Annotated in this window: 16 protein-coding genes; 7 read left to right on the plus strand and 9 right to left on the minus strand. The window is 60.4% G+C overall.

What is annotated here, in order from left to right; genetic code table 11:
* Positions 1-3 precede the first annotated feature (3 nt).
* The 4 genes from ACP7A2_RS21260 to ACP7A2_RS21275 form a co-directional block, all read right to left on the minus strand.
* On the minus strand, positions 4-6,510 hold the full coding sequence (locus tag ACP7A2_RS21260) for an NEL-type E3 ubiquitin ligase domain-containing protein (RefSeq protein WP_426135811.1): 6,507 nt from the start codon (positions 6,508-6,510) through the stop codon (positions 4-6).
* Between the two features lie 69 nt (positions 6,511-6,579).
* Positions 6,580-7,695 (minus strand): OpgC family protein, encoded by a 1,116-nt coding sequence (locus ACP7A2_RS21265; RefSeq protein ID WP_426135812.1) that lies wholly within the window; start codon positions 7,693-7,695, stop codon positions 6,580-6,582.
* Positions 7,696-7,866: 171 nt separating this feature from the next.
* Positions 7,867-9,486 carry an FMN-binding glutamate synthase family protein gene (locus tag ACP7A2_RS21270; protein WP_426135813.1) on the minus strand — a complete coding sequence of 540 codons (1,620 nt, stop codon included), beginning with the start codon at positions 9,484-9,486 and terminating at the stop codon, positions 7,867-7,869.
* Positions 9,487-9,515: 29 nt separating this feature from the next.
* On the minus strand, positions 9,516-10,280 hold the full coding sequence (locus ACP7A2_RS21275; RefSeq protein WP_426135814.1) for a response regulator transcription factor: 765 nt from the start codon (positions 10,278-10,280) through the stop codon (positions 9,516-9,518).
* Positions 10,281-10,374: 94 nt separating this feature from the next.
* Here ACP7A2_RS21275 and ACP7A2_RS21280 point away from each other — a divergent pair, with 94 nt between their 5' ends.
* Both ACP7A2_RS21280 and ACP7A2_RS21285 read left to right on the plus strand, forming a co-directional pair.
* Positions 10,375-11,202, plus strand: coding sequence for a carbon-nitrogen hydrolase family protein (locus ACP7A2_RS21280; RefSeq protein WP_426135815.1), 828 nt, complete (start codon positions 10,375-10,377; stop codon positions 11,200-11,202).
* 244 nt (positions 11,203-11,446) lie between these two features.
* On the plus strand, positions 11,447-12,772 hold the full coding sequence (locus ACP7A2_RS21285; RefSeq protein WP_426135816.1) for an APC family permease: 1,326 nt from the start codon (positions 11,447-11,449) through the stop codon (positions 12,770-12,772).
* Between the two features lie 30 nt (positions 12,773-12,802).
* On the opposite strand, the gene ACP7A2_RS21290 is transcribed toward ACP7A2_RS21285, so the two are convergent.
* The 4 genes from ACP7A2_RS21290 to ACP7A2_RS21305 are packed head-to-tail and all read right to left on the minus strand — an operon-like array spanning position 12,803 to position 18,867.
* Complete coding sequence (locus tag ACP7A2_RS21290; RefSeq protein WP_426135817.1) at positions 12,803-14,182, minus strand: ATP-binding protein; 1,380 nt, start codon at positions 14,180-14,182, stop codon at positions 12,803-12,805.
* A complete protein-coding gene (locus tag ACP7A2_RS21295) occupies positions 14,179-15,990 on the minus strand; it encodes a DAHL domain-containing protein (RefSeq protein WP_426135818.1) in 1,812 nt (603 codons plus the stop codon). The genes ACP7A2_RS21290 and ACP7A2_RS21295 overlap by 4 nt, the downstream gene beginning before the upstream one ends.
* Before the next feature lie 10 nt (positions 15,991-16,000).
* Positions 16,001-16,969 (minus strand): cytochrome-c peroxidase, encoded by a 969-nt coding sequence (locus ACP7A2_RS21300; protein ID WP_426135819.1) that lies wholly within the window; start codon positions 16,967-16,969, stop codon positions 16,001-16,003.
* Positions 16,970-16,992: 23 nt separating this feature from the next.
* Complete coding sequence (locus ACP7A2_RS21305) at positions 16,993-18,867, minus strand: putative bifunctional diguanylate cyclase/phosphodiesterase (RefSeq protein ID WP_426135820.1); 1,875 nt, start codon at positions 18,865-18,867, stop codon at positions 16,993-16,995.
* Positions 18,868-19,105: 238 nt separating this feature from the next.
* Between ACP7A2_RS21305 and ACP7A2_RS21310 the strand changes: the two genes are divergently transcribed.
* Genes ACP7A2_RS21310 through ACP7A2_RS21320 form a run of 3 tightly spaced genes read left to right on the plus strand, consistent with a single transcriptional unit; the run spans position 19,106 to position 21,379 of the window.
* Entirely contained in the window at positions 19,106-20,428 is a 1,323-nt protein-coding gene (locus tag ACP7A2_RS21310) for an HD domain-containing phosphohydrolase (protein ID WP_426135821.1), read from the plus strand.
* A gap of 40 nt (positions 20,429-20,468) precedes the next feature.
* Positions 20,469-20,876: an NUDIX hydrolase gene (locus ACP7A2_RS21315; protein ID WP_426135822.1), complete on the plus strand. Its 408-nt coding sequence runs from the start codon at positions 20,469-20,471 to the stop codon at positions 20,874-20,876.
* The gene (locus ACP7A2_RS21320) at positions 20,873-21,379 is read left to right on the plus strand and encodes a GNAT family N-acetyltransferase (RefSeq protein ID WP_426135823.1); all 507 of its coding nucleotides are present in this window, start codon (positions 20,873-20,875) and stop codon (positions 21,377-21,379) included. Before ACP7A2_RS21315 ends, ACP7A2_RS21320 begins: the two co-directional genes overlap by 4 nt.
* Positions 21,380-21,431: 52 nt before the next feature.
* On the opposite strand, the gene metR is transcribed toward ACP7A2_RS21320, so the two are convergent.
* Positions 21,432-22,349, minus strand: coding sequence for a transcriptional regulator MetR (metR, locus tag ACP7A2_RS21325; RefSeq protein WP_057012200.1), 918 nt, complete (start codon positions 22,347-22,349; stop codon positions 21,432-21,434).
* Positions 22,350-22,531: 182 nt separating this feature from the next.
* On the opposite strand from metR, the gene ACP7A2_RS21330 reads away from it, so the two are divergent.
* The gene (locus ACP7A2_RS21330; protein ID WP_426135824.1) at positions 22,532-23,551 is read left to right on the plus strand and encodes an alpha/beta fold hydrolase; all 1,020 of its coding nucleotides are present in this window, start codon (positions 22,532-22,534) and stop codon (positions 23,549-23,551) included.
* A 56-nt stretch (positions 23,552-23,607) separates the two neighbouring features.
* A complete protein-coding gene (locus ACP7A2_RS21335) occupies positions 23,608-24,261 on the plus strand; it encodes a DsbA family oxidoreductase (protein ID WP_426135825.1) in 654 nt (217 codons plus the stop codon).
* Positions 24,262-24,391 lie beyond the last annotated feature (130 nt).

Here is a 24,391-nt window from a genome sequence, read left to right on the forward strand (position 1 = left end):
CGACTAGTCGTCGACCCACTTGACCGACCTTTGCGCTGCCACGGTCAACTGGGTCACCAGTCGAAGGCGTTCGGCCTCTTGCAAGTCGATCAATGATTGGCGCCTTTCCAGATAGGTGTCGGAGCGTGTGTCCGGCACCTCACTCTTCAATTTTTCTTCCTTGTAGCGCGTGACGTCCTGGATGGTAGAAAAAGGTTCGGGGAAGTTCTGGGCCAGGTAGTCGATCCAGAATTCTTCCTTGAGCAGTGACGCCTGGAACTCCCTTTCATTCCTCTTGACCGTGAGTTGGTCGTTGATTTTGTCGACGTCTGCACTGTCGATCATGCCTTCGACCGAATACAACATACCGAGCGGCTCAAGTGGCAAGTCCCACTCTTGGGTCAACTGGGTTCGCAGGTAGAGTTTGACCTCTGCATCATCAGGGTCATTGCCCTCGATGCGTTCGTCTTGCAGGAAGTCTTCGGCCAACTGATCCAGTGCGCGCAGGTAAAACACGCCGCGAGCCAGCCTCAGCAGTTGCTCCGTGGCTTGCAGGCTGCCTGGCTGAGACCGCGCTTTATGAATCTTGCACTCGATCTCCATATTCATGAACACCAACAGCGCCCCATCACCACAGGTGCCTGCCACGTAGGTATTCAGGTAAATGCGCTCACGCAAATCAGTGGACTCACCCATCGCCATCAGCACCCGCCAGACTCTCGTCGTCAGGGCTTTCCTCGAGGGTTCGCTGGTTTTGTAGGCCAGCGTCTGGGTCAGGTCACGCAGCACACGGAAAGCGTCATCAGGACTGGCGCCCTCATGCTGTTTCAGTTGATCCCACAAGGCCCTGCGTTCCACTCGGTCTGCTATGGGGACGCCGTCCAGCCAGTCATTTAAGTCATTGTAGGCCGCGGGAATGTGCAGGGCGCCCGGCATCGCGCCGCCCAGCAACATGCCCGTGCGGTGTCGGTACTCCGTAAGCTGCTGCAAGGTTGCCTCGTCCAGTGGATTGTCGTGCAGAACGGTAACGCGGTTCGTCGCTTGCATGTCGGCATCGGTGAACAGTATTTGCGGCACCGTGGTGAGCTGGTTTTCCTGCAGCAGCAGACTGCGCAAGCGGGTCAGCCTTTCTGCGCCGATAGGCCAGGTGTCGATGTCGGTCTGGCGCAGGTGCAGGTCACGCAGACGCCTCATGCCCGATACGTCCGGGGTCAGGCCCAGTGGGTTGCCGTCCAGGTTCAACTCTTGCAGCAGCGTGAGGCCCGCCAAGCGCTGGCGGGATTCATCGGTGAGGGTAATGTTGTTGTCGCTCAGATCCAGTCGCTCCAGTCGTGCCATATCAGTAATGCTGCCGGGCAGTTGGGTAAGCATGCAGTCGAGCTTCAGCGTCTTGAGGTTGGCAAACTTGCTCAGGAAGGCCTCTCCCGTCGCCGGAAAGCTGTCCCCGGAAATTGCCAGGTATTCAATGTGTTCGAAGCCTCGGGTACCGAGGATGAAGTCCGCATCCGGCAGGCCGTTGCCATTGAGTCGAAGCACCAGGCTGTGGGTATCGAAATGCAGACCGTCGTATGGGCGCCGTGTCTCATGGCGCCAGGCACTGCAAATTTGCTGCGCCGTCACGCGCCGCCGGGCCAGGTTCATTCCCCACGGGTCATTGATGTCCTGGGCGTATTCCGCTTCCGACCAGCGCGTCAGACCGAAGACCAGCGCGTCGTATTCAGCCTTGCGTTCCGCCAGTTGTTGCAGCTTTTGCTGTTGGGTTTCGCCCAGTGATTCGAGCAAGTTATTGGCATCCGCCCTGCTGAAACTGGGGTAAAGCTCTTGAACCTTGCTCACCAGATCCACAGGAGGAGTCCTGCTGAATGGCCACCAGCCCGGCATGCTAAACGGATAGGCAATAAACGAGCTGTCGACGCGCATCGGCGGTTGCAGCCAGTACGGAATGTGCGGGATGCCCAGCAAGGCTTTAATGGCGACGCGCTGTTTGAGCGCCAGCTCGGCAATCGAGTTGCGCAGCGCTGTTACGTCGCCGCTGTCATCCAGGCCCAGTGCGGTGCGCTGTTCGTCGCTCAATACCTGCCAGATAGCCGTGAGTAGGTCGGTGGTGGCGGTGCTCGGTTGGCCGATCAACACGCCTTTGTCGTCATAGGCCTGATAGCGCCCATCGACCCGTACGAGGCTTTTGTGCTCAGTGCCCGCCAGGTGGCCGGCGCTTTCGAGCACTGGCCCGTCTGGGCCGCGTTTATGGATATCCAGGCGTACGTCGGCGGGCCAACCGGGGAGCTGGGCGAGTGCGTACAGCATGATTTTTTCGCTGTCGGGGTTTTGCAGGCTTGTCAGGTACACGCCTTCAAAGGCGCGGTTGAGGCGTACATCGTTGGCGGTCAACCTGGCCTGCTCGGCAAGGCGCAGTGGTACCACGTCATGCTCGTTGAGTCGCTTGAGTTCCTTGGGCGTGGCGTGGTCGAGAAGCGCCTGCAGCGCACTCCCTGGCAGTTGCGGGTAATGCTGGCGCAAGCGCGTGTGCAAACCGTTGCCGGGGCGCTCGCTCTGGGCGTAAAACGCTTCGAACAGCTGGGTGCGTTCACGGTGGGCGTGCTCGGCGATTTTTTTCGCCAGTTTGAACAGGCGCTCCTGCAAGCTTTCCGGCAGCTCGCCCAGCAGCGCCTTGGTCAACGTGTCGTCGCGCACCAGGTTCATCAGCGGCTCCGCACTTCGACTTTGCGCTTCTGACAGGCGGATTTTCTCGCTGGCACTTGCGTTGGCCGCAGGGGCGTGGGCGATGATGCGACCGTCGGCATCGTGGATTTCCACCACGTGGCTGGGCGGCCAGTGTGGGAGTGAGTACGCCAGCTGCAATTGCAGGGCAGGCCTGGCAAAGGGCGTCGCCGAATAGGTGCTCATGGCCTTGATGAAATGCAGGATTTGCGCTTCGATGCCGAACCGTTTAGTGCTGTCCTTTAACAGCGGCGGCGGGGGCAGGCCAGCGTAATGGACTTCGCGCAAGGCGCGGGCCGGGGTATCGGTGAGCGAGAGGATGCGCGCGCTGGTGCGCTCATCGACGTTGAAATCGGTGCCCAGGCGCGAGAACAAATGATGGTCGTCCCACGTCTGCGGTCGTTCGCTTTCCAGACGCCAGGCGCCGTGGCGATTGTGCTCCAGGCGCGGGGTGTCGACACCGACTTTGTCTGGATGCTTTAGCCGCCACTTGCGCACCTTCTGATCGAACATTACCGGGTAAAACGAGCCGTATAAGCCCAGTAATTGATCGCCGTCCCAGTCATATAGCCCTTCGGGGTTGGGTTGCAGGTCCTTTGGCAGCACGTTCTGCTTCTGGTACTGACCCAGCGAGTAATCGAGCAAGCTGACCAGGCCTGCGGGGCTGCGACGTTCGCTCATCAAGTCGCCCAGCGTGGTGCGCAAACCCAGGGCGTCAGCCGCAGAACTCATTCCCAGCAGGGTGCGCTCCCCAGGTTGCAACACTGAGCCTATGGCGAGGTAAAAACTGTCGACGGCCGGTGTCACTGGAATCGTACCGCCATTGCGCATGTCGTACGCCTCGTAGCGACCTTCGCCGTAATGCAGCAGTTCGACGGTGGTGTCATCCGGCCCGCTGTTTTTATAGCGGTTGCGTGCCACGCCGTCGGCCATTTCAGTGACCACGAAATCGCGCTTGCAGTGCTTGAGCAGCAGGTTGCCCGCGAACTCCCTGGCCCACAGATCGGCATCCGGGTTGAACGTGCGTGGGTGATAAAGGCCGTCAATCGCGGCATCAATCCGTAAGGCGGTGCGATGCTGTTCAATGTGTTCGCGAACGTTGGCGGGTAGGCTACCGTCGCTCAAAAAGGTGCTTTGCTGTGCAGGGCTCAGGGGTGTTTGCGCCAGCAATTGCTGCAGGTTCGCAGGGCTCAACGGCGCAAACAGCGTGTGCAGTTTGGCCAGCAGCGGTGTGACCTCCATGCCCGTGGGCCCTGCCATGATCGGCAGAAACGCGCGCGCTGCGACGTCGCCTGGCACTTGATGTTGCGCCTGCCCGGCGTAACGCGTCATGGCGCTGAACAGCGCGATACGCTGCGCGCTTGCCAATGCGCTGATCTGCAAGCGCAGCCGCGCAATACGCTGGGCTTCAGTGAGGTGTTGGGTACCTTCTTTGCCCAAGGTGGAGGTGGCCGGCTGCTGGCGGATAATCAACTCGAACATGGATTCCAGGGAGACCACATCGGTCTCTGCGCCGTCGAGGGAGAGGTAAGTGCCGTTGTCCATGCGTTTAAGGTTGATGGCATGCCGGGCAGCATCCTTGGCTGCGTAGCTTTCTACCCGCAGACCTTGCTGATCGTGCACGTGGATAACCGCCTCGGCTGGCCAGGTGGGCAGCTGTGTCAGCAGGCAGAGGACGGCGCCATCGGCATGCGCCGGCATGTTGCCGCGACGGTGAAAGCCTGTGCTCAACTGCTCGATCACCCGGTCGACTTGCAGGCGCCTCACCGCTTCCACCAGGTTGACTGGCGGCAGCTCACCCGCCCAGATTTTGTCCAGGGTTTCACGGGGGGTAGTGGTGGTGCGTAACAGTGTGCGGATCTGCGCGGGCGACGCTGCGGACTCGCCATTGGGCAGCATTTGAGCAACCAGTTGGCTGTCCGAAAGCTGGCCGGCACCGTGCAGGTCGAGGACCCAGGCCTGTACTTTCGGGTCGAAAACAATCGGGACGGCAACGCCTTTTTCGTTCGGGTGCTTGAGTACGAAGCCCGGCGTTTTTGCGGCGGGATCAAGTTGCGCCACGCTTCGCTGTTCGCCCTGTTGCACCTGCACGTATTGTTGGCCGTCTATCAAATAAATGCCTTGGGCATTCGGTACCTGGCCATCGAGCAGGCGTTGGTCCGCTATCGCGTAAGGGCGCAGGTCCGGCTTCCACAATGTGTGAGTACCGTCGCTGTGGGTGACTTTGCGCGGGCCACCCAGGCGCTGCAGCAAGTTTTCCATGCGTTGGCGATGCACACGGCCGGCGGTGGAGATCAACAAGCCGTTCACTGCCAGGTCCGCTGCGTCTGCCATGGCTGCGGCAAAATCATTCGCCTGGCCCTTGGCAGCTTCGTTGATGCCAATGATCAGGCTGTAGGTCAGGTTGCCGAACACCACTACTTGCATCAGTCGGTTCAGGCCGCTGACGCCACCGGGTACCGGGGTCAGCAACAGCGCCATGATTTCGCTGGCAATCGCTGCCGCGCCGTCGATCACACCCTGCAGGTCGCGCTCCGAGCGTCGGGTCGCGAGTAGGCCGAGGTTGGCCTGATATTGCTGGATATGACGAAAGGCAAGGGCTTGCACCAGGCTCATCGGGCGGCCCTGTTTGGGGTCAGCGACAAACCTCACGTGGTCCAGCGTTTGCTCAGGAAATAACCTGTGAAACGACTCATAAAGAAAGCTCGCCGCAACGCTCAGGCCTGGCGGGCGTGGCTCACTGCGTAACAGGTCATTGAACTGATGGATGTCGGTGAACGGCAGTTGGCGTGAGAACCAGCCGAGGTTACCGTCGCGATGGCTGGCCTTGAGGTCAGCGAGAAAATGCGCGCCGGCGGTCTTGGCATCGATGTGATACCGCAGGGCGCCACTGGGGCGGAACGGGAAGTACGAAACCACCCCGAGGCTGCCGACATTAATCAGCAGCAGGGGCACTGGAATGCGCTTGCCGGAGGTATCCACAAAAGGCACGGCCGGCAGCAGAGTGCTGTCGAGGTCCATGCTCAATGTATCGAACGGCAACGAGCTGCTGCCATCGATGGCCGCTACCAGCGTTTCGTACAGGGCCAGTGTCAGGTCACTGCTGGCACGGTTGCGATAGGCTTCTATTGCTTCAAACCGTAAGTTGGCGCGCGCGCTGGCCTCGATCAAGCCCTGCAGCGTGCCGCCTGGGCCCAGGGTTTCTGTCAAATCCGCCTGCAGTTTTTCGCCCAGGTTCAATTCGCGGCAAATGGCGATGAATTGGCTGACAGTCAGCTTTTTTTCATCCACGCCCGTCAGGTAGGACGCGTTGACATAGCTATGACCCGAGCCTTGAGGGGTGCCGGTGCCGAAGTCGAAATTCAGGCAGGCCGCGTCCCATAACGAGAGGCTCGACAGGTGGGCACGGTACTGCCATTCGTCCACGGCCCGGCGAAAGCGCTTCGCGGCGCCCAAACCGCCAACAGCGCTGCTGCTGCGGGGCTCCCAGGGCAACGGGGGTTCGAGTTTTTCCAGGTAGCGGGTGTGCAGGAAGGCCTTTTCAGGGTCGAGGCCGCCGAGCTTGGCGCTCAGTGTGGCAATGCCGCTGGCTTTGAACCGCTCTCTCTGGAGGGTGTTTTCGGCCTCTACCGCCTTGAGCGCGGCGTGCGCCTCGCGTTGCAGCCTGACGTAATCGCGCTGCTGCGCCAGCGTCAGGCTCTTCAGTGACTGCGCCATAACCTGGCGCAGCAGTTCCAGGGCCTGTTGCTGGCCCCAGGATTCGCTGGACTGCAAGTGGCCGGACAGGCCGTTGGTGAGTTGATGGGTGGGCATGAGCCGCTTCCTTTCACTGTGAGACGTAAAAGGAGATGGAAGCATTCGCCCACCCGCAGTGGGCGCTAGCTATGTAGCACGGGGCTGACTCAAGCGTTTATTCAACTCAAGCCAGGCGCCCAGCGCGGCCATCAACAACACCCCGGCCAACGCGGTCAGCAGTTGCACCGGCACTGTATCGCCTGCCATGGCGTTGAGCATGTCCGCCAACGGCGCGAGCACCACACCCAGGCAAAACACTTCCAAAGAGAAACGCCCCATGCGGCACACCTGCGCGGCCACCGGGTTTTGCGTCCAGCCCGCCGTTGGCAGCAGCTTGGCGGTGACGTAGGCGAGGGCGAGAAAATGCAACAGGCGCAAGGGCGACAGGTCAGTCTTGCTGATCGGGTAGATCCACTCGCTGATCCACACCGGCATCACTGCGTCATGAATCTGCGGCCAGCGCCACGACAGGGTCAGGACGCCGGCAACCACGACATACACCGCCGCCGCCATGAACAGTGGCTGGCGTGGCAAGGCGCGGGTTTCGACGGCTTTGGGTTGCTGGCTGCGAATCGCCGCCGCGCCACCCAGCACAAACAGCAACTGCCAGGTCACCGGGTTGAAGTACCACACGCCATCGGCAATGGCCCGCAAGTTCCAACCCATCCATGGCGCCAGCAAGTACACGGTCAGCGACACCGCCACCACCGCCCACGGTCTGCGCAGCATAAACGGCAGCACCAGCGGCAGACTGCCGAGCAGCACGATGTAAAGCGGCAGGGGGTCCATCAAGTTGGGCTTGAAGCGCAACAGCAGCTCATCGAGCAACGCGCGTTGTGGGTCGCTGATGAAGTGGGTCATGCCCATCTCTTGCACCAGGTCACGGGTCTCGACGTGGCTGTTGGCGAAAAACACGATGCCCATCAGCACCGCCAGCAAAAAGATGTGCACCACGTACAGCACCCAGGTGCGCCGCAGGATTTTCAGGCAGGCCATCAGGTAGCCTTCGCGCTGCATGACTTTGCCGTAAGCCAGCACCGAGGCGAAACCCGCCAGGAACACAAAGATTTCCGCCGCGTCGCTGAAGCCGACGTTGCGCAGGGTTATCTGGCCAAGGGGATTGTGGGGGACGTGATCCCAGAAAATGAAGATCAACGCCAGGCCCCGAAAAAAGTCGATGCGCGGGTCGCGTCCGTTAAGCATGGCAGCGGGCTCTTGAGCGAAGGGTGCATTTAAGACACGCAGGCGTAGGCATTGACGCACGCCGTGCGTGGGGCGGGCGCAGGTTGGCGGTATTTGTAAGCAATTGCAAAGGCTGGGTATTACCGGATGTCTCTACAGCCCGCCCAGGTCGGGCGGGCTGAAGGTTGAGTGTCAGGCCGCCACCTCTGCGTTCGGCTCAAAACTGTCCGCGCGCGCCATCTGCCACATGCGCGAATAGAACTCACCGTTCACCTCACCGGTGAGCAATTCGCCGGGCTTGAGGAATACATGCAGTTGCGAGAACAGCTTGATTTCGGTTGCCGACATGCGCCGCACCAGATGCTTGGCCGACAACTGCGACGGGTGATCCAGGCCCGCGGCGGCGAGCATCTCCGCCAACGCCTTGAGGGTGTTGCGGTGGAAGTTGAACACGCGCTGGGCTTTGTCCGGCACCACCAGCGCGCGCTGACGCAGTGGGTCTTGAGTCGCGACCCCCGTCGGGCATTTGTTGGTGTGGCAGCTTTGCGACTGAATGCAGCCGATAGCAAACATGAAACCGCGCGCCGAGTTGGCCCAATCGGCGCCGATGGCCAGCACGCTGGCGATATCGAACGCACTGACGATCTTGCCGCTGGCGCCAAGCTTGATCTTGTCGCGCAGGTTCAGGCCCACCAGCGTGTTGTGCACAAACAACAGGCCTTCACGCAGCGGCACGCCGATATGGTCGGTGAACTCCACGGGAGCCGCGCCGGTGCCGCCTTCCTTGCCATCCACCACGATAAAATCCGGGAGGATGCCGGTTTCAAGCATGGCTTTGGCGATGCCCATGAACTCCCACGGGTGGCCGAGGCAGAACTTGAAGCCCACCGGTTTGCCGCCGGACAGTTCGCGCAGTTGGGCGATGAACTGCATCATTTCGATGGGCGTGGAAAACGCGCTGTGACGCGACGGTGAGATGCAGTCTTCGCCCATCATGATGCCGCGCGTGTCGGCGATCTCTTGGGTGACTTTGTGCTTGGGCAGGATCCCGCCGTGGCCGGGCTTGGCGCCCTGGCTCATTTTGATTTCGATCATGCGCACTTGCGGGTTTTGCGCCTGCACGGCGAAACGCTCCGGGTCGAAGCGGCCGTCGCTGGTGCGGCAGCCGAAGTAGCCGCTGCCCAGTTCCCAGGTCAGGTCACCGCCGTTTTCGCGATGGTAAGGGCTGATGCTGCCTTCGCCGGTGTCATGGGCAAAGTTGCCGAGTTTGGCGCCCTGGTTCAGCGCGCGAATCGCGTTGGCACTGAGCGAGCCAAAGCTCATCGCGGAGATGTTGAACACCGACGCCGAGTACGGCTGCGTGCACTGCGGGCCGCCCACCATCACGCGAAACGCGCCGGGGTCGCTCAACGGCGCCGGGCGCATGGAGTGGCCGATAAACTCGAAGCCCGACTGGTACACGTCGATCAAGGTGCCGAAGGGCTTGTCGGCGCTTTCGTTCTTGGCGCGCGAATAAACCAGCGAACGCTGGGCCCGTGAAAAGGGCAGGGCGTCGCTGTCGGACTCCAGCAGGTACTGGCGGATCTCCGGGCGGATGGCTTCCACCAGGTAGCGGATATTGCCCAGGATCGGGTAGTTGCGGCGCACCGCGTGGGGGCTTTGCAGCAGGTCGAAAAGGCCGATCAGGCTCAACACGCCCGTGACCACGGTGATCGGCCACAGCCATTCATGTTGGATAAACGGGAGGCTGGCGAGGGTAAAAATGACGCACACGGCAAAGAACGCGTAACGGCTTAGTAACGACAGGCTCATACGGTTTTCCTTGGGTTCGGACTCATCGGCTAGGCGTTTTGCGCCTGAAGAAAGATCGAGAACAGCTCCGACTGGGATTTGATCCCTAGCTTGCTGTACATGTGTTTCTTATGGACTTTCACGGTTTCAACAGAGATTTCCAGCTTACGAGCGATTTCCTTGCTGGAGCAACCGCTGAGCATCAAGCGGCCCACATCCAGCTCGCGGGCGGTGAGTTGCGCGCCCCATTCATCCGTTTGCTTGGGCGGTTCAGGCGTGCTGACCTGGTTGAGCTCAAAGGGCAAACGTTGACGCAGCAGGCTCAGCACCCAGGGTTGGATCAGCGACAGCAGGGCGATTTGCGTTGGGTCAAAGCGCTGTTTCGAGCCCAGGGACAGGCACAGGGTACGCCCATCCGGCAGGTGGCAATTGAACTGGATTTCATCGGCGACCACGTTCAAACGGAAGTAGCGCTGGTAATACTCGGTGAGTTCGAAGTGCTCCGGCGCGACCTCTGCCAGGCGAAACAGCCCGGTGCGCGACTGCTCGCGGCTGGCGATGTAGAAGGGGTCGAGCAGGTAGAGGCCGTTGAGGTAGTCCTGAAACAGGTGGTCCGGGGTGCCGTCGGCGCCCGGGCATTCGGCGAACACCAGCGGGCGGTGTGCACTGCTGAACAGCAACACCACCCAACTGTCGAAGGGCACATATTGGTTGAGCAGGCGCACCAGTTGGGTCCAGAAGTTGGGCTGGTCCAGGGCGTCTATCATTTGCCCCACCGAACGGTGCCAGGCGATGTCTTCCAGCGACATGGTCATTGATCTACCCCTATCGGGTTACCCCCGCCGCGTAATTCCCTGGCAGGTTATGGCTGCGCATACTGCGGCACAGATAAAGAACAAGGAATACCTGATGAAGGTCGAATTTGCCCAGTTGGCAGGCCGTGATAACGGCACAGCTTACAACCTTGAGCGCGCCCTGGCGGCAATTGCCGCTTGCGCCGGTGACACGCAACTGATCATTTTCCCGGAAACTCACCTGATGGGTTTTCCGACGGCCGAGACCGTCGCCGACATCGCCGAGCCGCTGGACGGCCCCACGGTGCAGGCCGTTATTGACGCCGCCCGTGAGCGAGCGATTGCCGTGGTCATTGGCATGGCTGAAAGCGACAACGGCCAATTCTATAACACCACCTTGTTGATCACCCCCGAAGGCATTGCCCTGCGTTATCGCAAGACCCACCTGTGGGCCTCGGATCGCGGCGTGTTCACCCCCGGCGATCGCTACGCCACGTGCCTGTGGAACGGCGTGCGCGTCGGCCTGTTGATTTGCTACGACATCGAATTCCCGGAAACCGCCCGTGCCAACGCGCAACTGGGCGCTGAATTGCTGATCGTCACCAACGGCAACATGGACCCCTACGGGCCGACACACCGCACCGCCATCATGGCCCGCGCCCAGGAAAACCAGGCGTTCGCGCTGATGGTCAACCGCGTGGAAGAGGGCGACGGTGGCCTGTTGTTCGCTGGCGGCAGCGCGTTGGTCGACCCATTTGGCAGCTTGCTGTTTGAAGCGGGCCGCGAAGAAGGGCAATTCACGGTTGAGCTCGATCTTGACCAGCTTGGGGCGGCGCGCAAGGACTACCGCTACCTGGATGACCAGCGCTTGAAATTGCCGGGAGAGGTGATTGAGCGCAGCGATGGGACGCGCGAATTGTTGATCCCTAAAGACCAAGGCTGACGCTCTGTGGCGAGCGGGCTTGTGGTGGCGAGCGGGCTTGCCCCGCGTTGGGCTGCGCAGCAGCCCTGAAACCTGCCTGCGCGAACTGCCTGATACACCGCGTTTGTCTTCACTGGGGCCGCTGCGCAGCCCAACGCGGGGCAAGCCCGCTCGCCACAAAAGCGTGTTTAAACATAAAAAAATGACACCGGCTTCACCGACTTCAGTTCTGCCATAAAACCAATAATTCAGCGGAGAATCGCTCATGGCTCGTTTGCAACGCACCCTGTCGTTAGGGTCGGTGGTGCTGTTTGGCATCGCCTATATGACGCCGATCATTGTGCTCGGCACGTTCGGCATCCTGGCGCAATCCACGGCCGGCATGGTCCCCGCCGCGTACCTGGCGGCGTTGGTGGCGATGTTCTTCACCGCCATGAGCTACGGACGCATGGCCGCGGCCTTTCCGGTGGCCGGTTCCGCCTACAGTTACGTGCGCAAGGCGATCAGCCCCAAGCTCGGCTTTATCGCCGGTTGGGCGGTGTTGCTCGACTACCTGTTCCTGCCCATGGCCATCTGGCTGATCGGCGCGGCGTACCTTAATTCGGCCTTTCCTTCGGTGCCGCAATGGGTCTGGGTGCTGGCGTTTATCGGCATCACCAGCGCCATCAATATCGTCGGCCTTAAACTGGCGAACGGCATCAACGCCTTGCTGATGCTGATCCAGGCATTGGTACTGATCGCGTTTGTGGTGTTGTGCATCCATTACATTGGTGGCGATGCGAGCAAACCGCTGTGGACCCTCGCCCCGTTCTTCAACGGCCAGATGCACATGCCGCTGATCATGAGCGGCGCCGCCATCGCCTGCTATTCGTTCCTGGGCTTTGACGCCGTCAGCACCCTCACCGAAGAAACCCGCGACCCACGCCGTACCATCCCACGGGCGATCATGTTGATCACCTTGATCGGCGGGCTGATCTTCGTCGGCGTGTCCTACTTCGTGCAAGTCGCCCACCCGTCGTTCGAATTCACCAATGTGGATTCGGCCGCGTATGAAATCGCGCGCAATATCGGTGGCGACTTGTTTGTATCGATCTTCCTGATCGGCCTGATCGTCGGCCAATTTGCCTCGGGGCTGTCGGCCCAGGCCAGCGGTTCGCGCCTGTTGTTTGCCATGGGCCGCGACGGCGTGCTGCCCAAATCGTTCTTCGGCACCTTGCATGCGCGCTTTGGCACGCCGGTCAACAGCATTCTGTTGTGTGCCGTGGTGGCCTTGCTGGCGTTGAAGCTGGACGTGACCACCTCCACCTCGTTCATCAACTTCGGCGCATTCCTGGCGTTCAGCCTGGTCAACCTGTCGGTGATCTTCCATTACTGGATCGGCGCCAAACAGCGCGGTGCACGTGAGCTGATCCTGTTTCTGGTATTCCCGACCATCGGCCTGCTGGCGGACCTGTGGCTGATGATCAGCCTCGATCACCTGGCGATTTACCTGGGCCTGGCGTGGTTGGCGATCGGGCTTGTTTACCTGGGCGTACTGACGCGTGGGTTCTCGCAACAGCCACCGGAAATGGACTTTCAGGAAGCGGCGTAGCGCCCTACGCAGCCCGTTCGGCGGCGTACCCTACGCCGCCGTTTGCCGAATTGGCAACACCACGCGAAAGGTCGTGCCCGTGCCCAATTCGCTGCTGACGGAGATAGAGCCACCGTGCTTCTTGACGATGCCGTAGGACAATGACAACCCCAGCCCGGTGCCTTCACCTACCGGTTTGGTGGTGAAGAACGGGTCAAAAATTTTCTGCACGGTTTCAGGGGCAATGCCACAGCCGTTATCCGCGACTTCCAGCCAGATAGTCTCGCCCTCCACGCCGTTGCTGATGGTAATGAGCCCGCGCTCCGGCCCCATGGCTTGCGCGGCATTGATCACCAGATTCATCACCACCTGATTGAGTTGCGAGGCCAGGCATTCGATCTCGGGCAAGGGTTGGTACTGCTTGATCACATCGGCCTTGTACTTGAGTTCGCTGGCAACGATATTCAGGGTTGAATCGATACCCTGTTGCAGGTTGGCCCACTGCCAGGTCTGGTCGTTGTCCACCCTCGAAAAGTTTTTCAGGTCCTTGACGATCTGCACTACGCGGCCGATGCCGTCCTTGGATTCGCGGATCAGTATCGGAATGTCGTCCTTGAGAAAATCCAGCTCCAGATCGTCGCGCATTGCCTTGAGCCGGTCGCGCTGTTCGCCCGGCGCCAGGCATTCCTCGGCCTGTCGGTAAGCGTCCAGCATCTGCTGCAGTTGTTTGAAGTAGCCGTCGAGGGCGCCCAGGTTGGAAGAGATAAAACCCATCGGGTTGTTGATCTCATGGGCCACACCTGCCGCAAGTTGGCCAAGCGCGGCAAGCTTTTCGGACTGCACCAGTTGGCCTTCCAGGTGCTTGCGCTCCTCGATTTCCACTTGCAGCGCCTGCGTGCGTTGTTCCACCAGCCGTTCCAGGTGAGAGGTCTGCTGGGAGGCGCGCAGGGCCATGTCCCATTTATTGGCCAGGGTATTGGCCATCTGCTGGACTTCGATGTTGTCGAACGGTTTCTTCAGGATCAGCAAACGCTCGTGCGCGTGAAGGCGCTCCAGCAGGTCTTCCCAGGAATAGTCCGAATACGCGGTACACACCACCACTTGCAGGTCGGGGGCGACTTTCCACAGCTCTTCGATGGTCTTTGCGCCATCCCAGCCCTGGGGCATGCGCATGTCGACAAAGGCCAGGGCATAGGGCCGTTGTTCTGCCATGGCGGTGGTCAGCAGCTGCAAACCTTCTTCTCCGCCATAGGCCGAGTGCAGTTCAAAGCTCTGGACTCGGGGTTTGGTCGTTTCGCCAAACAGCGCCGACTCCATGTCCTCCAGTTCCGGGTTTGACTCAACGTCCGGCATGAGAATTTTGCGGAAATCGTCGTGAATCGACGGTGTGTCATCGATCAACAGGATGCGTCGATTCGCAGCTAGGTTCATGCGCGGCTTCCGGCAAGGGTAAGAGGAATGGTCAAGGTAAATACCGCGCCCAGGCCCGGCCCGTCGCTGTGGGCGCTGAGCTGGCCTTTCATTTCCACGGCCGCCAGGGCGCAACTGTGCAAGCCAAAGCCGTGGCCTTCCTTGCGGGTGGTGAAGCCGTGGGTAAATATCCGCGTCATATTTTCGGCCGGTATGCCTTCGCCATCGTCCTTGACGCTGATCTTCAAGGTGTTGTCATCCTGCGGCTGAACCGTGAGGGTGATTTGCCGTGGCCGGTCGGCCAGGTTGGCCATGGCGTATTTGGCGTTGCTGATCAGGTTGACCATGATCAGCAGCAGTCGATGTTTATCCGCCAGGATCTCCGGTACCTGCGCGTACTGCTTGACCACCGTGACACGGTGCCGGCTCAAAGCACCGGCGTTCATGCGCAGGGCGTCTTCCATCAAGGCGCTGATGTGCAGCGGCTCCAGCAGCGAGGACGCCCCGGCATAGGACTGCTGGGTGGAAACGATGTCCTTGATGTGATCGACGCTTTTACTCAGTTGCGCCAGTTCATCGACCATTGCTTGTTGTTCGACGCCAATCGCGTCCACCAACTGGTTCAAGTAGCCGGGCAACAGCTTGCCTTTTTCATCGTGGGTTATGAAGGCGCCCAGGTCAGCCTGGTGCTCGTTGATCAACTGCATGGCTTTGCCCAGGCCCAATGCTTTGCTGGCGCGCAGTTTGCGGGTGACCAGGTCAGCGGAGATGTTCACGCTGTTGAGTACGTTGCCGACGTTGTGCAGCACGTTGGTGGCGATCTCTGCCATGCCGGCCTGGCGGGCGCTGTCCATCAACTCGCTTTGCGCGTCCTTGAGCTGCTGGGTGCGCCGCTCCACGCGCTGTTCCAGGGTTTCGTTCGCCGCTTGCAGTGCGCGGTTGACCCGGCTGATCTCGGCAAAGCTGCGCAACAGGTGCACGGCCAGGTACAGCAATAGCGCCACCAGCATGCCCGAGAAGATCAGCAGGTAACGGTGGTATTTATGATCGATGAGGTCAGCCGCTTGCTGATCCTGGTTGAGGTCGGTGGTCAGGTCGTCCAGGAGCGCGGCCACGGGGACGGCGGCAATCCGCTCGAGCAGGCTGTTGACCATCGGCTGCTCGCGCAGGATCAGCGAAATATGATTGCTGAGGATATCGACCGGCGCCTGGAAATCGCTGGGCAAGCGCTCTTTATTCACCGCCAGTTTACCCAGGCCCACCAGGATGTCGGCAGCCAGATCGTCACTGGTTACCTGGGCGAATTCCAGGCTGCTGAGCAGCAGGTCGTAGGTGTCGGTGGCAACGCTTTGCAGTTGCAGTCGATCCTCACCTTCATAGCGGTGGAACTGGGCCTGGATGTCATCTTCGGCGGTCGGTAAAAAGGCCAGGGAGTTGCGCAGCACCGCATTGTGGGATTTGAACTGATCCACCAGCCGTGCTTTTTCCCGGATGGCGGCTTGATAAGCGTCCCGGTTAGCCTGCCAGCGCGGGTCCGCAGAATTGCGGTAGGCGCTGCGGTTTTCGAGGTCGGCCCAGATCTTTGTCATTTGCAGCAGCGGTGCTACCAGAGGGTCATAGTTGTGGGTGAGGGCGATCCTCGCCTTGAGCACTTCGCTGTCCCATTGGGCATTGAGCTGCTGCAACTGGCGGATCAGATCCCGTGACTGCGTGTAAGAGGCCGTCTGATCCCGGGTGGACTTCAAGTACAGAAACACCAGCGTCGAAGCCAGCATCAGGGTAATCAAGCCCAGCAGCATTTGGCCGGAGCGGCGGCGAGACAGGCTCATGACGGTATGCTCATAAAGGTTTACCTGCCCATTCGCCGGTCAGCGTCTTGAGAAACTGAATGATCAGGTCTTTGTCTTCCTGGGACGGTACGCGTCCCAACTGGTACTTGAACATCACATCGACCGCTTCTTCCAGGGTCTTGGCCGAGGCGTCGTGGAAGTACGGCGCGGTAACGGCCACATTGCGCAGGCTTGGCACCTTGAACACGTGCCGGTCTTCTTCGTCCTGGGTCAACAGGTAGCGGCCCAGGTCTGATTCGGTCGGGTTGCCGCGCGCCTTGAAGTAATCGCCCATTACGCCGAATTTCTGGAACATATTGCCGCCGATATTGACCCCCTGGTGGCAGGCGATGCAGCCGTAGTCCTTGAAGCGTTGGTAGCCATATTTTTCCTGACGGCTGAGGATCTCGGTGTTGCCCAGCAGGTACTGGTCAAACCGCGAATTGGGGGTTAACAGCGTGCGTCCATAGGTAGCCAGGGCGTTTTGCACGTTGGCGGCGGTGACACCGTCGGGGTAGGTCTGTGCGAACGCGGCCCGGTAGGCGGGCAGGGCAGAGAGGTTGCGCACCACCGTTGCCCAGTCGCTGCCCATCTCCACGGGGCTGGTGACGACGTGTTTGACTTGCGCTTCCAGTGTGTCTGCCCGGCCATCCCAGAACTGCTTGAAATTGTGGCTGGCGTTAAACACCGTCGGGGTGTTGATGCCCACCGGCTTGCCGTCAAAGCCAATGGAAAATGGCTTGTCGTCGGCGCCGCCGGACGCCAAATGATGACAACTGGCGCAGGACAGCGATTGGTTGGCCGACAGGCGCGGCTCGTTGAACAGTTGGCGGCCCAGGTCAACCCTGGCAGGGTCCAGTGCAGGCGCCTCGGGCAAGGGTTTGAGTGCCTCATCCAGCGGCGCAGCGATCAGTGGCACACCCAGGCCCAACCACAAGGTGAAGATGAGGCCGAGCCGGTAGATTGAGACTTCACCCAAGGGAGCACTCCTTGCAAGCGTAACTAGTGATCGGGCATCAAGGCAGCGCGGTTGCCCTGCAGTAACTGGGCGAACTCCTGCGCCGTCACGGCCTGGCTGAACAGAAAGCCCTGGCCTTCTTCACACGCCAGGGTTTGCAGAAGCTTGAGCTGTTCAACGGTTTCCACTCCTTCGGCAATGATGTTCAGGCCCAGGCTCTTGCCCATGCCGATGATAGCGCTGATCAACTGAGCGTCCCGACTGTTTGTGCTCAGGCCGCGAATAAACGATTGGTCGATTTTCAGCACATCGATGGGAAAGCGGCGCAGGTAGCTGAGGCTGGAGTAGCCCGTGCCGAAGTCATCCAGCGCCAGGCGTACGCCGATGGCCTTGATCTTTTGCAGAATGTCGACCGTGTCGTCGACATTCTGCATCAGTACGCTTTCGGTAATTTCCAGCTCCAGCTGAGCGGGCGGCAAGTCGGTTTGCTGCAGGATAGCCGTCAGGTTGGCGACAAAATCCCGTTGGCGAACATCGATGGTCGATATATTGACGGAAACGATGACAGAGGGCAGGCCCCGTACTCTCCAGGCCTGCGCCTGCTCGCAGGCGTTGTGCAGCACCCATTGAGTCAAGCGCACAATCAGGCCGCTGTCTTCGGCGACGGGTATGAACACGCTCGGGCTGACCCAGCCTGAGCCAGGTTGAAACCAGCGAATCAATGCCTCCGCGCCGACGATTCGACCGGTTTGCAAATTCAGCTTGGGCTGGTAGTGCAGCACGAACTCATTACGCTGCAGGGCAAGGCGGATCGCGCTTTCCAGGTTTTGCTGGTGCTGCGCGCGCAGGTTCATGTCCTTGATATAAAAGCTGAAAGCGTCCGGGCCCCGTTCCTTGCTGTTATGCATGGCAGTTTCAGCGTGCTTGATCAACTCCACCGCAGTGCCGCTGTCATTGGGGCAGAGGCTGATACCCAGGCTGGCGGTCACGCTCAGATCGTGGCCCGCGACATGTCGTGTGGTGCTCACGGCCTTGAGCAGCTTTTGGGCGAAGTGCTGGGTTTGCTGGGGATGCTGGATGTCGTTAAGCACCACCACGAACTCGTCGGAGCCGTAGCGAAATACCGAATCCGACTCGCGTACCGCAGCCACCAGGCTCTGGCTGACCAGGCAGAGCACCTTGTCACCCACCGGGTAGCCCAGGGCGTTATTGATACGCTTGAACCGGTCCAGCCCGATGAACATCACTGCCAGTTGCGTGTCATGTCGGCGGCCCAAGGCAATTGCCTGGGTGAGCCGATCACCCAGCAAGGTGCTGTTGGGCAGCTCTGTCAGCATGTCGTATTGCAGCAAGTGCGAGACCTTAAGCAGCTCCTGTACGCGCTCTTCGATGATGCGTTCCAGGCCGATCACCTTGAGTGCGATGTCCTGGGCAAGTTGCCATTTCCAGGTCAGGGCACTGGCCATCTGGCGGATTTCCAGGTGATCGAAGGGTTTTTTCAGGATCAGCAGTTGGTCGTTGAATTTCAACCGCGCTTCGATGGCTTCAAACGAATAATCGGAAAAAGCGGTGCACAGGGCGATCTGCAGGTTGGGGTCGACGTTCCACAGCTGTTCGATGGTTTGCAGGCCATCCCAGCCGGGGGGCATGCGCATGTCAATAAAGACCATCGCATAGGGCGCACCTTTTGCCAGGGACGTGTTGACCATGGTCAGGGCTTCCTGGCCCTGGTAGGCAGAGTCAAGCTCGAACGCCTGGCGAACTGTGGTGGTATTGCCGAACAGCGTTTCCTCCAGGCTGTCCAGGGACTGCTCGCTAATGGCATCGGCACACAGGATCTTGCGGAAGTCCTGGTGGATCGAAGCGGTGTCATCGACGATCAGAATACGACGGTTGGCCCGCCCCGAATCCGGGGTCATGACGCGTTGCGCACTGGCAAACGGCTCGACTGCATAACGAATTCTTCCTTGGTTTTACGGCGAGTCGGATTGCCGACCTGCCATGACAGCATAGTCGAGCTCCCTTGATATCGACGGCCAGTTGGCGTCAAATCAACGCGGCACATGCATTGCGGCATGCAGCGCCAGTCAGTGTGCCCATCCACACGGTACAGGGTTTGGACTCAGATCACGTTTGTTTAACTCGAAGGCAAAGTCCATGGATGAACCACTTGCTACGATCGCTTGCGATAAACCCACTATTTTGCTGGTCGACGATGAAGAATCGATCCTCAATAGCCTGCGGCGCCTGCTGCGTGGCCAGCCCTACGACGTCGTGCTCGCCGGCAGCGGGGCCCAGGCCCTCGACATCATGGCGGCGCGGCCTGTCGATCTGGTGATGAGCGATGCGCGCATGCCCGGCATGGATGGGGCTGAGCTGCTGTCCAGGGTCCATCAGCTGTACCCTGCCACCAGCCGGATTCTACTGACCGGCTACGCCGACCTGACCACGATCATCAAGGCGATCAACGACGGGCAGATTCACCGCTATATCAGCAAGCCCTGGAATGACGAAGAGTTGCCGCTGATCCTGCATCAGGCCCTTGAGCATCGGCGCCTGGAGCGCTTGAGTCAGGAGCAGAACGCCCAGCTCAAGGTGCTGAACGCGACGCTGGAAAAACGCGTCGCAGCCCGCACCGCCGAGTTGCAGCAGACCGCCGACATGCTTGACCTGGCCTACGATGAGCTCAAGCGCAGCTACGTGACCGGCACCGAAGTGTTTTCGCTGTTGGCGAACCTGCGGTTGCCCAGGGACAAGCAGACCAACCGCGCGTTGATCGAGCTGATCAGGGTGTATTGCGCTGCCCAGTCCATGGATGAAGCCAGTACGCGCGACCTGACCATGGCCGCAGCGCTGTACAACATCGGCAAGCTGAGCTGGAGCGACAGCATGATGACCTCGCCGTCGGACATGCTGCACAGCACCGACCGTGAGCGTTACCGGGCGTACCCGACCCAGAGCGAGTCGCTGCTGATGACCCTGGAGCCGATGAAGGATGCCGCGCGGCTGATCCGTCATCACCAGGAGCGCTGGGACGGCACGGGGTTTCCGGATCATCTGAAGGGGGACGCGATCCCTATGGGTTCGCGGCTGCTGAAACTGGCGGTGGACTTCATCGAGCTGCAAAAGGGGCTGATCCTCGAGCGGCACATGAACAGTGACGAGGCGCTGGTCTATATCCGAAAGTATGCCGGGCGCCTCTACGATCCTGATCTGGTCGAGGACTTCATCAAGGCCTGCGCGACGTTCCTCAGTGATGTGACCCTGGGTGACCCGTCGGTCAAGGTCCTGAGCACCCGCGAGCTGGCGGCGGGGATGATTCTGGCGCGTAACCTCAACGCCGATAACGGCATGTTGCTGCTCAACGCGGGCAAGGTGCTGAACTTGCCGTTGGTGGACAAGCTGATCGCGTTTGAGGCGATGGAAAAGACCAAGTACAGCGTATTTGTCACGATCCCGGAGGAGGAGGCCCAAGCCTGACTCCCTTACCATCACTTTTTTGACTGCAAGGTTTCACTCCATGTCCACAACCATCCGCATCGCCGCCGCCGTCCTGATCGGCAGCGACGGCCAAACCCTGCTGGTGCGCAAGCGCGGTACCCAGGCCTTCATGCAGCCTGGCGGCAAGATCGACGCAGGCGAACAACCGGCCCAGGCGCTCGCCCGTGAACTGCACGAAGAACTGAACCTGACGATTGACCCCGGCGACGCCGTCTACTTGGGCAACTTCTCGGCGCCGGCCGCCAACGAGCCAGGTTTCACCGTGGAAGCCGAACTGTTCCAGGTGCACATCGACGTGGCGGTGACGCCCGCGGCTGAAATCGAAGAAGTGCGCTGGATCGACCCGGCCGGTGACGGTGGCCTGCAGTTGGCACCGTTGACGCGCGACCTGATCCTGCCGTTTTACCGCGCTTCGCTGACGCAATGATTATTCGCGCCCTGGGGGCCAGCGATGCCGAGGCCTATCGGGCGTTGATGCTCGAAGCGTACGGCGCCTACCCGCAGGCGTTTACCTCCAGTGTGGCGGAGCGCGCTTCGATGCCGCTGAGCTGGTGGGAAAAGCGCTTGGACAGCCCGCTGGATCGGTTGCTCGGCGGGTTTGACGGCGATGAGCTGGCAGGCATTGTTGGCCTGGCCTTCGAGCCACGCGAGAAGGCGCGGCACAAGGTGACGTTGTTTGGTATGTACGTGACCGAGGCCTGTCAGCAGCAAGGCTTGGGCCGCCAGTTGGTCGAGGCGGCGCTCGACGAAGCGCGCAAGCATCCCCGCCTGAAACTGATTCAACTGACCGTCACCGCCGGGAATGACGCAGCGTTTGCGTTGTACCAGCGCTGCGGCTTCATCCAGTACGGCCTGGAGCCACTGGCAGTGCGGGTGGGCGTTGATTACTTCGACAAGATCCACATGTGGCGCGAGTTGAGCAACCACTGAAGATCCAAATGTGGGAGCTCCCCACCCAAGCCACACAGTTGATGTGTGGGGTCTAGCGAACTGCGCTGACTCCATCCAGCGTTGAAAACGACGTGTCCTTGGCCGTCAGCAAAAAGTCGCGCATATACGGCGCGTCGAGCATGTCCGCCCGAATCCCCGCATACAACGTCGCAAACAAGCCTTTTTCGCCCAGCCGCTTGGCCTTCACATACCCGCGCGAGCTGTATTCATGCAGCGCCCAATGCGGCATGCCGCACACGCCACGACCGCTGGCTACCAGCTGCATCATCATCACCGTCAGCTCCGAGGTGCGCACCTGCGCCGGTTCCACGTCGGCGGGTTCCAGGAACCGGGTGAAGATGTCCAGGCGGTCGCGTTCCACCGGGTAGGTGATCAGGGTTTCGGTCAGCAGGTCTTCGGGCACGATGTACGATTTGTTCGCCAGCGCATGCTGGTTGGCCACCGCCAGCATGGCTTCGTAGGTGAACAGCGGCACATAGGTGATGCCCGGCAGTTCCAGCGGGTCAGACGTCACGACCAGGTCCAGGTCGCCACGGGCGAGGGCGGGCAGTGGCGCGAAAGCAAAGCCCGACGCGAGGTCCAACTCGACTTCCGGCCAGGCGTCGCGGAACTGGTCGATGGTTGGCATCAGCCACTGGAAGCAGCTGTGGCACTCGATTGCCATATGCAAACGCCCGGCGGTGCCACCGGCCAATCGCGCGATATCACGCTCGGCGCCACGCAGCAGCGGCAGGGTGGCATCCGCCAGTTGCAGCAGGCGTAAACCGGCGCTGGTAAAGCGCAGCGGCTTGGTCTTGCGCACGAACAGCTGCATGCCCAGGCGCTCTTCCAGCTCCTTGAACTGGTGGGACAGCGCCGACTGCGTCAGGTGCAGGCGCTCGGCAGCTTCCACCAGGCTGTCGGCTTCGCGCAGGGCGTGGAGGGTCTTGAGGTGACGGATCTCGAGCACGGGCTCTCCATGAAGACAATTTGTGTCAAAGTTGAATCACGTGAGTTTGTCTCATGTTGCTCTGCGTGTCGACTTCGACCACCGGGCACTCTTCATCAAACTGTCATGGAAGTGTGGCAGCGCGCTTTAACAAACTTCATCAGACTCGCGCTCTACTGGGGTTCTGCGTTTCGGTGTTTTTCATGCGCGTGTTGCTTTTACTGGCCGCTCTATTGTTCGGCCTGCCGTCTTTTGCGGCTTCTCGATGTGACGTCAATGTCCCGACTCAAACGGTCGATCTGGCTCAGGTAAGCATTGCCTACCAGAGTATCGGCCGCGCGTCTGACCCTGCCTTGCTGCTGGTGATGGGCCTGGGCGGGCAGTTGATTCACTGGCCCGATGAAGTGGTCGTTGCGCTGTGCGAGCAAGGCTTTCGGGTGATTCGCTATGACAACCGTGACGTCGGCCTGTCGACCTGGCGCCATGCGCCGGCCAGCGCCAACCTGACCTTCGAAGTGCTGCGCTACAAACTCGGCCTGCCAGTGGCGGCGCCGTATACGCTGACCGATATGGCCGACGATGCGCTGGGTTTGATGGACGCCTTGAAGATCCAGCAATTCCACGTGCTGGGCGCAAGCATGGGCGGCATGATCGCCCAACACCTGGCGGCGATGGCGCCGCAGCGAGTCGAAAGCCTCACGTTAGTCATGACCAGCTCTGGCGCCGAAGGCCTGCCGGCACCGAGTGCGGCGCTGGTGCAACTGCTGTCGCGGCGCAGCGCGCCGAATCGCGAAGTGGCGCTTGAACAGCAAGCCGATTTGCTCGCCGCGCTGGGCAGCCCCTACGTGAAAGATGACCGCCAGATGTTGCTGCATCAGGCGGCGCTGTCTTACGATCGTGCGTTCAACCCTGACGGAGTGAAGCGCCAGATCATGGCGATCCTCGCCGAACAAAGCCGCGTGCCGCTGCTCAACCAACTGCGCGTGCCGACGCTGGTGGTGCACGGTACCGCTGATCCGTTGTTGCCGGTGATGCACGGCGTGCATCTGGCTGCGCATATCCAGGGCAGCCAGCTGAGACTGATTCCTGGCATGGCTCACCGTTTTCAGGAGGCGTTCAAGGCGCCGTTGCTGACGGCGGTGTTGCCGTATCTCAAAGCTCATCGCGAAGATGCGGCGCACTGGGCACAGATTGACTTGGGCGAGCCTTCGAAGGTGCTGTGAAGTTGGTGTATCGTAGAGCTTTTGCGGCGCATCGACGCCAGCGAGGTCGCCTGGTCATGAGTACTCCCCTGAAAATCGATTTTGTCAGCGATGTGTCGTGCCCCTGGTGCGTCATCGGGCTGCGAGGGTTGACTGAAGCGCTTGATCAATTGGGCGCTGAAGTGCAGGCCGAGATTCATTTTCAGCCGTTTGAGCTGAATCCGAATATGCCTGCCGAAGGGCAGAACATTGTTGAGCACATCACGGAAAAATACGGCTCGACTGCTGAGGAGTCCCAGGCTAACCGTGCGCGGATTCGCGATATGGGGGCTGAGTTGGGGTTTGCTTTTCGTACGGACGGGCAGAGCCGGATTTACAACACGTTTGATGCGCACCGGCTGTTGCATTGGGCGGGGTTGGAGGGGTTGCAGTACAACCTCAAGGAAGCGTTGTTCACGGCTTATTTCAGTGAGGGGCGGGACCCGTCTGATCATGGGACTTTGGCGAGCATTGCTGATGGTGTGGGGCTGGATGGCAAGCGGGCTGCTGAGATTCTGGCTTCGGATGAGTATGCGGCTGAGGTGCGTGAAGAGGAGAAGCTGTGGGTTTCTCGGGGGGTGAGTTCGGTGCCTACTATTGTTTTTAATGGGCAGTATGCGGTCAGCGGTGGGCAACCGGTTGAAGCCTTTGTCGGGGCGATTCGGCAGATTATTCGGGAGGCGAAGGGGTGAGTTTTGGGTGGGGTTTTGAGTACATATCCGTTATTTGAATGATGGCTGAGATGGGTTCCGCTCTTACAGCGGGTCACTTTTGGAAAGGCCCAAAAGTAACCAAAAGGCCTTCGCCCCACCACTAGGCACC

The organism is Pseudomonas sp. PWP3-1b2 (assembly GCF_049896045.1).
Taxonomy (GTDB): Bacteria; Pseudomonadota; Gammaproteobacteria; order Pseudomonadales; family Pseudomonadaceae; genus Aquipseudomonas; species Aquipseudomonas antarctica_B.